Here is a 15,788-nt window from a genome sequence, read left to right as displayed (position 1 = left end):
CCGTGGTGGATAAAAATAATAAGGAGTGGAGCATGAATAATAAGAAACAACCGGCCCAGGCATTACTCGGCCTGGCAATCTTGAGCGGGCTTATGGTCGCAGCCGGGCCGGTGCACGCCGGCGGCTTCTCGACTCCTACGTTCGGCGCTCAAGGGTGGGGCCGTGCGTTCGGCGGTGGTTCGTTGTTCAAGAACGACCCGTCCTCCGCCTATAACAACCCCGCCGCCATGGCGTTTATCGATCAAACCATCGCGCAGCAGAACGTCATTTATGCGCGCGTCAATATCAAGTTCAAAGGCGACGCCTACGACTACAAAGGTGATCCTGCCTCTGTCGGCGTACTCGACGAATTTGGCGGCGTCACGTCCACACCGCGTACCGGTGACGGCGGTGAGGGCGGTTTCACCGCATGGCTGCCCACCGGGTTCCTGGTGATACCGATTAATGATCGCTTCAGTTTCGGCTTGAGCCAGGTCGTGCCCCAAGGCATGAAGTCGACGTGGGACCCTGACTGGAAAGGCCGCGACTTTGCCGTAGACACCAAAATCGAAACCGTGGGCCTGACCGGTTCGCTGTCGTTCAAGGTCAATGACCAGTTCTCCATCGGCGGCGGCGCGATCGTTCAACACACCAGCGGGTTTGTCAGCCAGAACGTCGACCTGTACGCGGCGGCGGCGGTTTCACCGGGCTTGGGCGGCTTTGGCATCCCGTTCCCTTCCGGGGTTGGGCAATCGCTGATTCGGGTCAAGGTCGACAATACGTCCGTGGGCTGGTTCGCCGGCATGGCCTGGAAACCCACCGATCAAGACACTGTGGGCTTCAACTACCACGCCAAGATCAAGAACAAGCTGGAGGGCAAGTACAAGTTCAACGCGGACCCCGGCAGCCGGTTGCTGATGACCGACGTCGGCGGCGATGGCCTGACCCTGGTCGAACGTGCCTATCCGGGCCTGAAACTGTTCCCGGACGGCGCCAACGCCAGCACCCAACTGGATATTCCGGCCACGGCGGCCATCGACTGGGTGCACGTGTTCAATGATCGCTTCAGCCTCGGCGCCAGTGCGTTGTGGACCCAGTGGTCGTCGTTCAAGGCGCTGACGTTGAAGTCTGACGGCAACACCATTGTGTCGATCCCCTACAAGTACAAAGACGTGATGATGTACTCGCTGGGCGGCGACTATAAGCTCACCGACGACTTCACCCTGCGTGCCGGTGTGGCGTACGACCAGACCCCAACCCGCAACTCCACACGTGACCCGCGGATCCCCGACGGCGACCGTTACTTCGCGTCCCTGGGCTTTGGCTACAACATCAAGGCCGTGCCGGGCTTGAGCATCGATGGCGCGTATTCGCGGCAATTCGTCGAAGAGGTCAAGCTCAAGACTGTCAACGAAGACCGCCTGGGCGCCGCGCGCCTGAATGGCAAGGTCGACAGCAAAGGCGAGGTGGTCAGCCTGTCGGCAACTTACATGTTCTAACCGGTAAACGTGTGCGTGCAGGTGTGAAGCAGTCAGTCAGCGCATCTTTCTGCTGCTTCACACGCGCGTCCGTCGTGCTTGCTGCTTCAAGGCTGAAACCGGCTGACCTGTTCAGCCTGTTTTTTTGCCTACGGATTAAATAATAATTTCAAAACAAAATTTGAATTTTTTCATTCAAGTTTGTAGTGTGGCTTTACAGCGCAACGCATTCCGTGTGGCCTGCGCATCGGCCATGCCCTGATCAAGTAGAGGTATCCCCATGGTTATCTGGTTATTGGCGGGTTTCGCAGCAGCGATTGCCCTGGCGTACCGACAAGCCACCGCCGCCCTGTGGCTCGGCGCTGGTGTGATCTGGCTGGCGGTTGGTTATCTGTTCAATGTGGTCGCAGGGTTGGGCGCCACCGTCGCGGCGCTGTTGGTGGTGGCCCCCGCGTTGCTGCTGGCGATCAAACCGCTGCGCCGCGCGTTGTTGACCAGCAAGGCCCTGGGCCTGTTTCGTACGATCATGCCGGCGATGTCTGACACCGAACGCGCGGCTATCGAGTCCGGCACCGTGTGGTGGGACGCCGAGCTGTTCAGCGGCCAACCCAACTGGGACCGCTTGCTCAAGGCCGCACCGGCCAGCCTCAGCGCCGAGGAACAAGCCTTCCTCGACAACGAAGTCGAGACGCTGTGCGACATCGCCAACGACTGGGAAACCACCCAGGTCTGGCAGGACATGTCCCCCGAAGGCTGGCAATACACCAAGGACGCCGGGTTCCTCGGCATGATCATTCCCAAGCAGTACGGCGGCAAAGGCTTCTCCCACTATGCGCATTCGCAGGTGGTGATGAAGCTGTCGACGCGCTGCTCGGCGGCGGCGATTTCGGTGATGGTGCCCAACTCCCTGGGCCCGGCCGAACTGCTGCTGCATTACGGCACCGATGCCCAACGCAATTACTACCTGCCACGCCTGGCGCGCGGTGAAGACATCCCCTGCTTTGCGCTGACCAGCCCGTACGCGGGCTCCGATGCCGGGGCGATTCCGGACCTGGGCATTGTCTGCAAAGGCCTGCACGAAGGCGAGGAAGTGCTGGGTTTCAAAGTGACCTGGGATAAGCGCTACATCACCCTTGGCCCGATCGCCACGGTGCTCGGCCTGGCGTTTCGCGCTGAAGACCCGGACGGTCTGCTGGGCGCGCCCGGTTCGTTGGGGATTACTTGCGCGCTGATCCCGACGTCCCATCCCGGTGTGAACAGTGGCCGTCGTCACTGGCCGCTGAATGCCGTGTTCCAGAACGGGCCGACCACCGGCAAGGATGTGTTTATTCCGCTGGAATGGGTGATCGGCGGTCGCGAACAAGTCGGCAACGGCTGGCGCATGTTGATGGAATGCCTGGCCGCCGGGCGCGCGATTTCCTTGCCGTCGGCCAACGTCGGCCTGGGCAAAGTTGCGGTACGCGGCACCACCGCCTACGCGGCGATGCGTAAACAGTTCGGCCTGCCCATCGGCAAGTTCGAAGGCGTGCAGGCGCCGCTGGCGCGCATGGCCGGGCATTTGTATGCCTGCGATGCGGTGCGCAAAGTGTCGGTGGCGTCGCTGGATGCGGGGGAGAAACCCTCGGTGATCTCGGCCATCGCCAAATACCACGTCACCGAGCGTGCGCGCATCATCGTCAACGATGGCATGGACATCGTTGCCGGCAAAGGCATCTGCATGGGGCCGAACAACTTCCTCGCCCGTGCCTACCAGCAAAGCCCGATTGCGATCACGGTGGAAGGCGCGAACATCATGACCCGCTGCCTGATCATCTTTGGCCAGGGCCTGATTCGCTGCCATCCTTATGTGTTCCGTGAAATGGAAGCCGCGCGCAACCCGGACCGGCGCCAGGCGCTGGAAGCCTTCGACAGCGCGATGTTCGGCCATGTGAGTTTCGTACTGGCCAATACCGTACGTGCGGCGGTGCACTCGCTGACTGGCGGGCGGCTGCTTTCCGCCCCGGCCAACACCGACCCGGCGCTGGCGCCTTACTACCGCCAGGCCAATCGGCTGTCGGTGGTGCTGGCGTTGATTTCGGATGTGTCCATGGGCGTGCTCGGCGGCGCGCTCAAGCGCAAGGAAAGTATCACCGGGCGCCTGGGCGATATTCTGTCGCAGCTGTACATCCTGTCCTGCGTGCTCAAGCGCTTTGAGGATGACGGGCGGCCCCAGGCCGACCTGCCATTGGTGCACTGGTCGGCCCAGGATGCGTTGCTGCGAGCCCATGAGGCCCTGGCCGAAGTGCTGGATAATTACCCCTCGAAAGCCGCTGCAGCCGTGGTGCGCGGCTTGAGTTTCCCGTTGGGTATCCCACTGCGCAAACCGTCGGATCGTTTGCTTGCCCAAGTGGCTGACGTGGTGCAAACCCCCGGTGAAACCCGCGACCGCCTGTTGGCCAATTCCTACATCCCACGGCCGGAAATCGACAAGTTGGCCTACGGCGAATTGGGTTTCCGCCTGCTTCCGCAAGTCGAGTTGATCGACGCCCGGCTCAAGTCCGCCGTCAAGCAAGGCCTGATCGAGCCGATGCCGATTTCCGCCACGGCCTTCACCGGCTGGCGCGTCAAGGCGCGGGCATTGGACCTGATCAGCGACGACGAAGACAGCCTGCTCGGCCGTTACGTGGAATACGCCGACCACGGTATCCAGGTCGACGACTTCCCGCAGGACTTTGGTTTGCTGGAAGCGTTGCAGCAGCGTCAACAGGCTCTTGAGCCCAAGGCCAAACGCCGCACCCCCCAAAGCGAAAACGCCTCGGTCAACTAGGAGAAACCCGACTCAAATGTGGGAGCTGGCTTGCCTGCGATAGCGGTTCACCTGACACACCGCCATCGCAGGCAAGCCAGCTCCCACAAAGGGTGAGGTTTACAAGGCAAGACCCGTGGTGCAAGTGGATACGTTTACTGAATGAACACGGTCAATGTGGGAGGGGGCTTGCTCCCGAAAGCGGTGGGTCAGCTGACACCTATGTATCGGGTAGACCGCATTCGCGAGCAAGCCAGCTCCCACACTTGATTGGGTTTACACGGCAAGACACGGTTGTGAGTGAATTCTTACTATGAGTGACAGCTACCTATCTTTCGTCAATTCCCCCTGGGGCCGGCGCCTGGCCCAGGCCATCGGCCTGCCGCAACCCTTGCCGCTGCAACGCCATCGCAGCGGCCAGCAAGGTCTCGCCAACCCGGTGATTGTTGCCGGGGCAGGGCGGCTGACCGCGCAGGTGCAGCAGATTTTCGCCGCCACCGACACCGTCGCCGCCACCCCGGCCACTCTCAAGGCGCCGTCCACGGTCAAGGTGCAAGGCGCGGTGTTTGACGCCACCGCAGTGCTCGACCTGCAGCAGCTCGATGAGCTTTACGTGTTCTTCCATACCAACGCCAAACGCCTCGGCCAGCATGGCCGCGTGGTGGTGCTCGGCACGGCGCCGGAACATTGCCAGGACTTGCCCCAAGCCATCGCTCAACGCGCCCTTGAAGGCCTGGTGCGGTCGCTGGCCAAGGAATTGCGCCGGGCGATTACCGTGCAATTGCTCTATGTCGCGCCGGGCGCCGAAGACGCCCTGGACAGCAGCCTGCGCTTCTTTCTGTCGCGCCGTTCGGCCTATGTGTCCGGGCAAGTGGTGCGCCTGGAGAAACCGGTGGACGGCCACCCAACCGTCAACGGGGACAAACCCTTCGCCGGCCGCCGTGCCCTGGTCACCGGCGCGTCCCGTGGCATTGGTTTGGCCATCGCCCAGGTGCTGGCCCGCGATGGCGCCCACGTGGTGTGCGTCGACGTGCCCCAAGCCCAGGACGCGTTGCAGCAAGCCGCCAGCAGCGTGAACGGCTCCGCCTTGCCGCTGGACATCACCGCCACGGATGCGGCCGCGCTGTTGCAGGCGCATGTCAGCCAGTACGGCGCGTTCGACGTGGTGGTGCACAACGCCGGTATTACCCGCGACAAAACCATCGCCAAGATGACCGAGGCCGCGTGGCGCAGTGTGCTGGCGGTGAATCTGGAAGCGCCGTTACAACTGAGCAATGCGTTGCTGCATAGCCAAGGGCTCAATCCCGGTGGGCGCATCGTGTGCGTGTCGTCGATTTCGGGCATTGCCGGTAACCTCGGGCAAAGCAACTACGCCACTTCCAAGGCCGGCGTGATTGGCCTGGTGCAAGGCCTGGCGCCCTTGGCGGCGGCGCAGCAGGTGACGGTGAATGCCGTGGCGCCGGGGTTCATCGAGACGCAGATGACGGCCAAGATTCCGCTGATGATTCGCGAGGCCGGGCGGCGCATGAATTCGCTGTCCCAGGGCGGGCAGCCGATTGATGTGGCCGAGACGATCGCCTGGCTGGCGCACCCGGCGTCCGGCGCGATCAATGGCCAAGTCGTACGCGTGTGCGGCCAAAGCCTGCTGGGAGCCTGAGCCATGGACTACGTGACGCAGATAATCGACCCGCCACCGTCGCGCACCCAGTTGCTGCTGGACGGCGTGCGCGCGCTGCGCAAGCCCAAGCTCGACGCGGCGCCGCAACTGCCCAACGCACGGCTGGTGCGCGCGGCGGTGGAACTGTCGGCCAGCGGCATCGCGGCGTACGGGCGCGCCTGTGGTTTTCGCCGCGAGCAGGGCGTGCCGTTGTCCTACCCGCATGTGTTGGCGTTCCCGTTGCACCTGATGTTACTGACGCGGCCAAGCTTCCCGTACCCGGCCAGCGGCATGGTGCACCTGGCCAATCGCATTCGTCAGCACCAGCGCCTGCACGAGGGGCAGGCCTTGCGCCTGGAGGTGTTTTGCGAGCGTTGGGTGGCGCACCCCAAGGGCCAGGCGCTGAGTATTGCCACGCGGGCCTACAGCGCCGACGCGCTGGTGTGGGAGAGCGACAGCCTGTACCTGCGCCGCGACGTGAAAGACCCGGTCGGCGCGCCGTGGGAGGACGTATTGCCGTTGCACGAAGACGGCCTGTTGCGCACCCAGCGCTGGGTGTTGCCTGCCGACCTGGGCCGACGGTTTGCCAAGGTCTCGGGGGATTTCAACCCGATTCACACCTCGCTGATCGGCGCCAAAATCTTCGGCTTTCGCCGTGCCATCGCTCACGGCATGTGGACCCTCGGGCGCGCATTGGCCGCGCAGCAACCGCCCGGCGGGCTGGAGGCGGCTGAGGCCCATTGCGACTTCAAGCTGCCGATCTTCCTGCCCGGCCAGGTCGCTTTGTGGAACCGCCCGGCGAGCGGCCCGCGCCGTGAGTTCGAAGTGCGTAATGCGGCCGGTGATAAACCGCATATGCGTGGCTTATTTATTTGGAAAGAGAGCCGTTGATGAGTGACTACAGTTTCAACCCGGCCCCGGTTCGCCGCGTGGCGATTATCGGCGGCAACCGTATTCCGTTTGCGCGCTCCAACACCCTGTATGCCCACGACAGCAACCAGGACTTGCTGGTCGCCGCGTTGCAAGGCCTGGTCGACCGCTACAATTTGCACGGCCAGCGCCTGGGCGAGTTCGCCGCCGGCGCGGTGATCAAGCATTCGCGGGATTTCAACTTGGCGCGTGAGTCGCTGTTGTCCACCACCTTGTCGCCGGACACGCCGGCCTACGATGTGCAGCAAGCCTGCGGCACCGGCCTGGAAGCGGCGTTGCTGGTGGCGAATAAAATCGCCCTGGGCCAGATCGACGTCGGCATTGCCGGCGGTTCCGATACCACCTCCGACGCGCCCATCGGCATCAACGAATCCCTGCGCCATACCTTGCTCGCGGCCAATCGCGCCAAGGGCTTGGGCGACAAGCTCAAGGCGTTGCTCAAGGTGCGCCCGGCGATGTTTTTCAAGCCGTTGCTGCCGCGCAATGGCGAGCCGCGCACCGGCTTGTCCATGGGCGAACACTGTGAAGAAATGGCCAAGCGCTGGCAGATCAAACGCCTGGCCCAGGATGAGCTGACCCTGACCAGTCACCAACGCCTGGATGCGGCCTATAAACGCGGCTTTTTCGACGACTTGATCAGCCCTTATCGAGGTCTGGCGCGCGACAACAACCTGCGCGCCGACGCCAGCCTGGAAAAGCTCGCGGGCCTCTCGCCCGCCTACGACCGCCAGAACGGCACGCTCACGGCAGGCAACTCCACGCCGCTGACCGATGGCGCCTCGGTGGTACTGCTGGCCAGCGAAGCGTGGGCCGCTGAACACGGCTTGCCGGTGCTGGCCTACCTGCGCACCGGCGAGACGGCGGCGGTGAATTTTGTCGACGGCACCGAAGGCCTGCTGATGGCCCCGGCCTATGCGGTACCGAGGATGCTCAAACGCGAAGGCTTGAGCTTTGCCGACTTCGATTTCTTTGAAATCCATGAAGCGTTTGCCGCCCAGGTGCTGTGCACACTCAAGGCCTGGGAAGACGCCGATTATTGCCGCGAGCGACTAGGCTTGGACGCACCGCTGGGCGCCATCGACCGCAGCAAGATGAACGTCAACGGTGGCTCGCTCGGTTGTGGTCACCCGTTTGCGGCGACCGGCGGCCGGCAATTGGCGGCGCTGGCCAAAACCATCCATGAAAATGGCGGCGGGCGTGGCCTGATTTCGATCTGCGCGGCGGGCGGGCTGGGCATTACCGCCATCGTCGAAAAGTAGCGTTAAAACAATAACAACAAGGAGACTGCCATGAACGCTGTAAGCCTGGAACACGCAGAACGGATCTGGTTGAACGCTTACTTGCCCGGCGTGCCGGCAGACATTGAGGCCGGCATCGAGGCCTACCCGTCGTTGCGCGAGGTGTTCCTGGAGCACCTGGACAAGTTCCGCGAGCGTGTTGCCTACGTCAGCATCGGCACCGAAATGACCTATGCCGACTGGAACGTGCAAGGCCTGGCCTTTGCCGCGTGGCTGCAGGGCCAGGGCGTGAAGAAGGGCGACCGCGTGGCGTTGATGATGCCCAACTGCTTGCAGTACCCGATCTGCCTGTTGGGCACGATCCTGGCCGGTGCGGTGGTGGTTAACGTCAACCCGCTGTACACCGCCCATGAGCTCAAGCATTTGCTCAAGGACAGCGAAGCCCAAACCGTGGTGATCTTCGAAAACTTCGCCCACACCCTGGAAAAGGTCATTGCCGGCAGCAGCGTCAAACGCGTGGTGGTGGCGGCCATCGGCGACTTGCTGGGCACCTTCAAGGGCGCGGCGATGAACTTCATCCTGCGCAGCGTGCAAAAGCAGGTGCCCAAATTCGATCTGCCAGGCGCTTTGCGCTTTAACCAGGTGTTGAAACAGGGGCGGGTGCTGAACCACTTTCCGGTGGCGATGAACCTGGATGATTTGGCCTTTCTGCAATACACCGGCGGCACCACCGGCGACGCCAAGGGCGTGATGCTCAGCCACCGCAATATCATCGCCAACCTGCTGCAGGCCAAGGCCTGGGTTGGGGACCAGTTGGACCAGAACAAGCAGGAAACCAACGTCACCTTGCTGCCGCTGTACCACATCTTTTCGCTGACGGTGAACTGCCTGATGTTCATGTGCCTGGGCGGGCGCAACATTCTGATCGCCAACCCGCGTGACGTGAAGCGCGTGCAGATGATCCTGCGCAAGGAGCGCTTCAACGGGATTGCCGGGGTCAACACCTTGTTCAATGGCTTGCTGGAAAACCAGGAATTTTGCGCGCGGGATTTCTCCGACCTGCGCATGGTCATCGCCGGCGGCATGGCTACTCACACGGCGGTGGCCAAGCGCTGGAAGGAAGTCACCGGGCTGCCGATCATCGAAGGCTACGGGCTGACCGAGTGTTCGCCTGTGGTGAGCATCAGCCCGATCAACATCGCCCGCATGCGCGAGATGGAATTCACCGGCAGCATCGGCGTGCCTTTGCCGTCGACCTGGGTGCGGTTTATGCGTGAGGACGGCGAACTGGCCGACGTCGGTGAGCAGGGCGAATTACAAGTGCGCGGCCCACAGGTAATGCAGGGTTACTGGAAGCGCCCGAAGGAAACCGCCGAAGTGCTGGATGCGCAGGGGTGGCTGTCGACGGGTGATATTGGCGTGATGGACGAGCGCGGTTACATCCGCCTGGTGGACCGCAAGAAAGACATGATCCTGGTCTCGGGCTTCAACGTGTACCCGAATGAAATCGAAGACGTGGTGGCGCTGCACCCAGGCGTGGGTGAAGTCGCCGCGATCGGCGTGGAAGATGCGGTGACCGGCGAGAAGGTCAAGATCATCGTGGTGCGCAAAGACCCGAACCTGACCCAGGAACAGCTCCTGGCGCATTGCCGCGAATACCTCACGGGCTACAAAGTGCCGCGTTATGTCGAGTTCCGCACCACCGAGTTGCCCAAGACCACCGTCGGCAAAGTACTGCGTCGCGCCTTGCGCTGATGGGCAGATGCAGGTGCTCCCACAGAGCTTTGATTTACACAGCAGGAAATGTGGGATGAACACGGTCAGTGTGGGAGCGGGCTTGCCCGCGAATGCAGTGTGTCAGCTTGCATATTGGATCCTGACCCGGCGCCATCGCGGGCAAGCCCGCTCCCACAGAGGTTGGGTTTACACGGCAAGATATGTGGGATGAACACCGTCAGTGTGTCAGCTTGCACATTGAGTATTGACCCGGCGCCATCGCGGGCAAGCCCGCTCCCACAGAGGTTGGGTTTACAAGGCAAGATATGTGGGATGAACACGGTCAATGTGGGAGCGAGCTTGCCCGCGAAGGCAGTGTGTCAGCTTGCATATTGGCTACTGACCCGGCGCCATCGCGGGCAAGCCCGCTCCCACAGAGGTTGGGTTTGCACGGCAAGATATGTGGGATGAACACGATCAGTGTGGGAGCGGGCTTGCTCGCGAATGCAGTGTGTCAGCTTGCATATTGGGTACTGACCCGGCGCCATCGCGGGCAAGCCCGCTCCCACATTGGGCCTGCTTAGGTCTCGGGGTTCAGTGTTTCCAGGCCGCGCCATTTACCAGGTTTTTTGGCTTTTCGCCCGACAGCGCCGCCAGCAGATTGTCCACCGCACACTTGGCCATCGCCTCGCGCGTTTCATGGGTTGCCGAACCGATGTGCGGGGTCGCCACTACGTTGTTCAAGCGCAACAACGGCGAGTCGTGATTCAACGGCTCGCGTTCAAACACATCCAACCCTGCCGCGCGAATTGTGCGGTTTTGCAGGGCTTCGACCAGGGCGGCCTCATCCACCACTTTGCCGCGTGAGATGTTGATAAAGATCGTCTCCGCGCCCATCAGTGCGAATTCCTCAGCGCCGATCAACTTCTCGGTTTCAGCGGTCAACGGCAAGGTCAGGCACACAAAGTCAGCCTGTTGCAGCAAGTCCGGCAGGCTGCGAAATTGCGCTCCAAAGCGTTCCTCCACCAACGGCTTGGGCGCGTGGCTGTGGTAGATCACCGGCATGCCAAAACCAAAATGCCCGCGCTGCGCCAGGGCTTCGCCGATGCGGCCCATGCCGATGATGCCCAGGGTTTTGCCGTGCACGTCGGTGCCGAAATGCGCCGGGCCGATGTTCTTGTTCCACTGGCCGGCGCGCACCATGTCGGCCAGCTCGACTACTCGGCGCGCAGTCGCCAGGATCAGCGCAAAACCGGTATCGGCGGTGGTTTCGGTGAGCACGTCCGGGGTGTTGCTGAGCAGGATGCCGCGTTCGGTCAAGTAGTCGATATCGTAGTTGTCGACGCCGACCGAAACGCTGGCCACCGCTTCGAGTTTGGGCGCCAGGTCGAGCAGTTTGGCGTCCAGGCGCAGGCTGGCACCGAGCAAACCGCGGGCGCCGGGCAAGGCGTCGCGCAGCTTGGCCAGGCCGCTTTCATCCAGCGCCTCAATCAGCGTGACGTCGGCATGTTCATGCAGGCGGGCCATCAGCGGAGCGGAGAGCTTTTTGTATAAAACGACAGATTTTTTCATCGGGTTTTGGCCTTCAATTCGAGGGTAGGCATCGGCACGCGCACACGGTCGCTGGCGCCGGGCTTGAGGAAAATCGTCAGCACCACCGAGAGCATCAACGCACCGCTCATCAGCAGGTACGAGGCGCCCGGCGAACCGGTGCTGCTATTGAGGTAGCCGACCAGGTACGAGCCGCCGAAAGAACCCAGCGCGCCCATGCTGTTGATCAGCGCCATGGCGCCACCGGCGACGTTGGCCGGCAGGATTTCGGGGACGATCGCGAAGAACGGCCCATAAGGCGCGTACATGCAGGCCCCGGCGATAACCAGCAAGGTGTAGGACCACCAGAAATGCTCGGCGCCCAGCACGTAGGAGGCGTAGAACGCGATGGAGGCAATCAGCAGCGGCGGCCACACAAAACGTTTACGTTTTTGCAGTTTGTCCGAGCCCCACGACACGGCGAGCATGCCGATCACCGCCGCCAGGTAAGGCAGCGCCGAGAGCCAGCCGGCTTCGACCATGTCCATCTGCAAGCCGGCCTTGAGGATCGACGGCAGCCACAGCACAAAGCCGTACACGCCGATGCTCCAGCAGAAAAACTGCAGCGCCAGGATGATCACTTTGGGCGAGCGAAAGGCCTCGGCGTAGTTCTTCACCGCCTTGATCCCGACTTGTTCGGCGGCCAATGCGCTTTCCAGGTCGCGCTTATGCTGCTCGCTCAACCACTTGGCGTCGGCGGGTTTTTCATCCGCCAGCTTCCACCAGATAAACGCCCAGATCACCGCCGGCAAGCCTTCGATGATAAACATCCAGCGCCAGCTGAAATGCTGCACCAGGTAGCCCGAGACCACTGACATCCACAGCATGGTCACCGGGTTGCCGAGGATCAGGAAGGTGTTGGCGCGCGAGCGTTCGGCGCGGGTGAACCAGTGGCACAGGTACACCAGCATCGCCGGCATCACCGCGGCTTCGACCACGCCGAGCATAAAGCGAATGGCGATCAGCATGTAGGCGTTGGACACCACGCCGGTCAACGTGGCGAGGCCGCCCCAGAGGATCAGGCTGACGAAAATCAGCTTTTTAACACTGCGTTTTTGCGCGTAGATCGCCCCCGGCACCTGGAAGAAGAAATAGCCGAGGAAGAACAACGCGCCCAGCAGCGAGGACATGCCGGGGGTGATCATCAAGTCTTCGGCCATCCCCGAGGCAGCGGCGAAGCCGTAGTTGGCGCGGTCCAGGTACGCCAGGCTGTAGGTGATAAAAACGATGGGCATGATGTACCACCAGCGACGGGTGGCGAGTTTCAAGGTGTCCATAAAGTTGCTCCTGAGCTTGTTGTAGTTGTGGCAACAGGGTGTAAGTCATGCAACGGATCGAGTGGGTAACTCCGCGCGGGTGGGCAAGCCTTCCATATCGCCGCGGCTCTGCACGGCGCGACTGCCGATCCAGTTACCGCGCTGTACGGCTTCGCGAAAGCTGAGGTTTTCCAGCAGGGCGCTGATCATGCCGACGGCAAAACCATCGCCGGCACCGACGGTGTCGACGACTTTTTCCACCGCCACGGCGGCGACAAAGCCCTGGTCCATCTGGGTGCGGTAATAGGCGCCGTCCGGCCCCAGTTTGATGGCCACGGCTTCGGCGCCCTGGTCGAGATAGAACGCGGCGATGTCGGCCGGGTCGTCGAAACCGGTGAGCAAGCGGCCTTCGCTCAAACCCGGCAGCACCCAATCCGCCTTGGCGGCGAGGGCGTTGATTTCACTGATCATCTGCGCCTGGCTGGCCCATAACGAGGGGCGCAGGTTCGGGTCGAACGACACGCTGCGCCCGGCCTTGCGCATTTGCGTCATCAACTCGTGGGACAGTTCGCGGGTGGCCTCGGACAACGCGGGGGGAATGCCGGTGGCGTGCAGGTGCCGCGCCTGCAGCAGCGCGGGGCTGATGGCGGCAATCGACAAGTGGCTGGCCGCCGAGCCTTTGCGAAAGTACTCCACTTGTGGGTCAGCGCCGGCTTCTTCGCGGGATTTGAACTGGAAACCGGTGGGGTGTAGCGGGTCGACCGCCACATGCCGGCAATCCAGGCCTTCGTTTTTCAACGTGTCGACCACAAACCGCCCCAGGGAATCCTGCCCGACCCGGCTCAGCCAGGCCACATTGAAGCCCAGGCGTGACAGGCCGATGGCGACATTGCTGTCGGCCCCGGCAATGCGTTTATGGAACTGGGCCACCTGGGCCAGGTCGCCGGTCTGCTCGGCGACAAACATCGCCATGGTTTCACCAAACGAGAGGATATCGATCTCAGACATGGGCATTCTCCGCACGCGGCTGGCCAAGGAGGGCGAGGGTGGCGACCTGTTGTGCGGTGACGTCGATAAGGTCATCGCCTTGCAACGGGAATTCCACGGCCCGGGTAATACCTTGAGTCATATGTTTGAGCAGTTGTTCCCACAGATGCAGGTCGGTGGCGCCGGGCGGCAGGGCGACCAGCTTGCCGTCCGGCCGACGCGCCACGGCCTTGCAGTGCAGGTAAGCCACATGGCGGCCCAGCAGGCGCGCGGCGGTGAGGGCGGATTGGTCCTGCCACTGCCAGTTGCCGATGTCGAAGGTCATCTTGACCGGCAGGCCCAGGCGCTCGACTTCGCTGAAAAAACGTTGCATCGGCTCGATCCGGCCGCCGTGCAAGGTCTGGTCGTTTTCCACCAGCAACTGAACCGGGTGGCGGTTGAGCAGGGCGTGCAGGCTTTGCAGGTCGTTGGTGTCGGTGAAGTAACCGAGGGAGACTTTCAGCCAGCGCGAGCCGAAGGCCTGGGCGCGGTCCAGGGTGGCGGCGAGGTCGGCATTCGGCTGGGCGCGCCCGGCGACCCAGAGTTCCAGCGGTGAAGAGAACACCGATTCCAGGCCATGCTCGGCGGCGGCCTGGGCCAATGTGGCCGAGTGTTCGCGGGTCAGCAGCTCTTCACGCCATTCGATGCGCTGGGCGCCGGCTGCGCTGAGCAACTCGACAAAACTCAATTGGCCACGCTCGCGAACCAGGTCGGCGCCGTAGCTGGAAAGGCTGATGGAAACGGGGTATTTATGCATTGTTGTGTACCTCTGAAACCGGTTTCATTTTTATACGCAAAACTAATGTGGGAGCTGGCTTGCCTGCGATGGCGGTGTGTCAGGCGACTATTGCTTCGTCTGGTGCACCGTCATCGCAGGCAAGCCAGCTCCCACAAGGGATTGGGTGGAGCCGCGGATGATCAGTTCGGGTAGGAAATCCAGGGTGCGGGTCGGGGCGTCATCGCCGCGCAGGCGTTTGAGCAGGCAGTCGAAGGCGCTGGCGCCAATCGCTTCGGTGGGTTGAGCGAGGGCGGTAATGCCACTGCCCACCAACGGATACCAGTCGAGGTCATCCAGGGCGATCAGGCCGACATCCTCAAACAGCTTGCAGCCCAGGGCCTTGAGTGCGCGGGTACAGGCCAGCGCGGCAAGGCCGTTGGCGCAGAACACGGCCTTGGGGCCGGGGTTGGCCAGAAAGGTCTGCAGGTGTTTTTCCAGCGCGTCATCCAGTTCCAGCACCGCGCCGGTCAAGCCGGGGCGGGCGGCGATTTCGGCGGTGAAACTGGCCTGGCGCTCCAGGCGTGAGCTGGTGCCATCGGCCGCTTCGCTCACCAGCAGCACATCGCGATAACCCTGTTGCTGCAGATGCTCGATGGCGATGCGCACGGCTGCGGGGTTGTCCAGCCCGACCAGGTCGCTGTGCAGCGGTTCGACTTTACGGTCGACCAGCACCAGCGGCATTTCCTGCTGCAGCTCGAGCAACTGGTCAAGGTGATGGCCGAGGGTGTTGACGATCAGCCCTTCGATGTTGTACGAGCGCAGCGCCGCCAAATGCTGGCGTTCCTGCGCGTCGTCGCGGTTGGTGTTGCACACCACCAGGCTGTAGCCGTGTTGGCGACAGGCGGTTTCGACGCCGTGCATTACGGCGATGGAATAGGGGTTGCGGATATCGGCCACCAGCATGCCGATCAAGCGTGTGCGGCCGCGTTTCAAGCCGCGAGCCATCTGGTTGGGGCGGTAGCCGAGTTCGCTGATGGCCTGCTCGATGCGCAGCGCAATGGCGTCGGAGAGCAGGGCGCGGTCATCACCGATAAAGCGCGACACGCTGGCTTTGGACACACCGGCACGTTCGGCGACGTCGAGCATGGTCACGCGGCTGCGCTGTGCGGCGGAAAATGGGGTCACGGTAGCGGGCCTTTCTTATTGGATTTAGCGGTTTCATCGAGGGCTGATAACGCTGAAACCGGTTTCATGGAATGCCAGTCGAACCGTTTCGTCAAGGAATATTTAGAAATGTGTAACGGCACCCAACTCAAGAAAATCGACGAACGGATAGGCCTACCTGTTAGTTCTGACAGTATCCGGCCACGCGCTTTAGGCGTTTAATTTTTCCATCGCTGACAGGTAAAGGCATG

11 protein-coding genes are annotated in these 15,788 nt (G+C 62.3%); 6 read left to right on the top strand and 5 right to left on the bottom strand.

Annotation, left to right across the window (positions count from 1 at the left end):
• Window positions 1-32: 32 nt before the first annotated feature.
• From PspR76_RS17175 to PspR76_RS17150, 6 genes are all read left to right on the top strand, one after another.
• Entirely contained in the window at window positions 33-1,478 is a 1,446-nt protein-coding gene (locus PspR76_RS17175) for an outer membrane protein transport protein (RefSeq protein WP_159957139.1), read from the top strand.
• A gap of 259 nt (window positions 1,479-1,737) precedes the next feature.
• Complete coding sequence (locus PspR76_RS17170; RefSeq protein ID WP_159957137.1) at window positions 1,738-4,263, top strand: acyl-CoA dehydrogenase; 2,526 nt, start codon at window positions 1,738-1,740, stop codon at window positions 4,261-4,263.
• A 292-nt stretch (window positions 4,264-4,555) separates the two neighbouring features.
• A complete protein-coding gene (locus tag PspR76_RS17165) occupies window positions 4,556-5,899 on the top strand; it encodes a 3-oxoacyl-ACP reductase (RefSeq protein WP_159957135.1) in 1,344 nt (447 codons plus the stop codon).
• A 3-nt stretch (window positions 5,900-5,902) separates the two neighbouring features.
• Window positions 5,903-6,790, top strand: coding sequence for a MaoC/PaaZ C-terminal domain-containing protein (locus PspR76_RS17160; protein ID WP_159957133.1), 888 nt, complete (start codon window positions 5,903-5,905; stop codon window positions 6,788-6,790).
• Window positions 6,790-8,088, top strand: coding sequence for an acetyl-CoA C-acetyltransferase (locus tag PspR76_RS17155; RefSeq protein ID WP_159957131.1), 1,299 nt, complete (start codon window positions 6,790-6,792; stop codon window positions 8,086-8,088). Before PspR76_RS17160 ends, PspR76_RS17155 begins: the two co-directional genes overlap by 1 nt.
• 30 nt (window positions 8,089-8,118) lie before the next feature.
• Complete coding sequence (locus tag PspR76_RS17150; protein ID WP_159957129.1) at window positions 8,119-9,822, top strand: AMP-binding protein; 1,704 nt, start codon at window positions 8,119-8,121, stop codon at window positions 9,820-9,822.
• A gap of 555 nt (window positions 9,823-10,377) precedes the next feature.
• Here PspR76_RS17150 and PspR76_RS17145 read toward each other — a convergent pair.
• The 5 genes from PspR76_RS17145 to PspR76_RS17125 all read right to left on the bottom strand — a co-directional run bounded on the left by PspR76_RS17145 (window position 10,378) and on the right by PspR76_RS17125 (window position 15,558).
• Window positions 10,378-11,355, bottom strand: coding sequence for an NAD(P)-dependent oxidoreductase (locus tag PspR76_RS17145; protein WP_159957127.1), 978 nt, complete (start codon window positions 11,353-11,355; stop codon window positions 10,378-10,380).
• Window positions 11,352-12,650, bottom strand: a complete 1,299-nt coding sequence (locus PspR76_RS17140; RefSeq protein WP_159957125.1) for an MFS transporter — start codon at window positions 12,648-12,650, stop codon at window positions 11,352-11,354. Before PspR76_RS17140 ends, PspR76_RS17145 begins: the two co-directional genes overlap by 4 nt.
• Before the next feature lie 45 nt (window positions 12,651-12,695).
• Window positions 12,696-13,637, bottom strand: a complete 942-nt coding sequence (locus PspR76_RS17135; RefSeq protein WP_159957123.1) for a sugar kinase — start codon at window positions 13,635-13,637, stop codon at window positions 12,696-12,698.
• Window positions 13,630-14,412, bottom strand: a complete 783-nt coding sequence (locus tag PspR76_RS17130) for a sugar phosphate isomerase/epimerase family protein (protein WP_159957121.1) — start codon at window positions 14,410-14,412, stop codon at window positions 13,630-13,632. Before PspR76_RS17130 ends, PspR76_RS17135 begins: the two co-directional genes overlap by 8 nt.
• An 87-nt stretch (window positions 14,413-14,499) precedes the next feature.
• The gene (locus PspR76_RS17125; protein ID WP_159957119.1) at window positions 14,500-15,558 is read right to left on the bottom strand and encodes a LacI family DNA-binding transcriptional regulator; all 1,059 of its coding nucleotides are present in this window, start codon (window positions 15,556-15,558) and stop codon (window positions 14,500-14,502) included.
• Window positions 15,559-15,788: the final 230 nt, after the last annotated feature.

Origin of the sequence: Pseudomonas sp. R76 (genome assembly GCF_009834565.1) — a bacterium.
Taxonomy (GTDB): Bacteria; Pseudomonadota; Gammaproteobacteria; order Pseudomonadales; family Pseudomonadaceae; genus Aquipseudomonas.
The sequence above is the reverse complement of the archived record's forward strand: the minus strand, read 5'-3'. Positions and strand labels throughout refer to the sequence as shown.

What these genes read in the sequence shown, in the direction of transcription:
- PspR76_RS17175 (WP_159957139.1), top strand. Translation starts at nt 33, where the DNA reads ATGAATAATAAGAAACAACCGGCCCAGGCATTACTCGGCCTGGCAATC.
- PspR76_RS17170 (WP_159957137.1), top strand. Translation starts at nt 1,738, where the DNA reads ATGGTTATCTGGTTATTGGCGGGTTTCGCAGCAGCGATTGCCCTGGCG.
- PspR76_RS17165 (WP_159957135.1), top strand. Translation starts at nt 4,556, where the DNA reads ATGAGTGACAGCTACCTATCTTTCGTCAATTCCCCCTGGGGCCGGCGC.
- PspR76_RS17160 (WP_159957133.1), top strand. Translation starts at nt 5,903, where the DNA reads ATGGACTACGTGACGCAGATAATCGACCCGCCACCGTCGCGCACCCAG.
- PspR76_RS17155 (WP_159957131.1), top strand. Translation starts at nt 6,790, where the DNA reads ATGAGTGACTACAGTTTCAACCCGGCCCCGGTTCGCCGCGTGGCGATT.
- PspR76_RS17150 (WP_159957129.1), top strand. Translation starts at nt 8,119, where the DNA reads ATGAACGCTGTAAGCCTGGAACACGCAGAACGGATCTGGTTGAACGCT.
- PspR76_RS17145 (WP_159957127.1), bottom strand. Translation starts at nt 11,355, where the DNA reads ATGAAAAAATCTGTCGTTTTATACAAAAAGCTCTCCGCTCCGCTGATG.
- PspR76_RS17140 (WP_159957125.1), bottom strand. Translation starts at nt 12,650, where the DNA reads ATGGACACCTTGAAACTCGCCACCCGTCGCTGGTGGTACATCATGCCC.
- PspR76_RS17135 (WP_159957123.1), bottom strand. Translation starts at nt 13,637, where the DNA reads ATGTCTGAGATCGATATCCTCTCGTTTGGTGAAACCATGGCGATGTTT.
- PspR76_RS17130 (WP_159957121.1), bottom strand. Translation starts at nt 14,412, where the DNA reads ATGCATAAATACCCCGTTTCCATCAGCCTTTCCAGCTACGGCGCCGAC.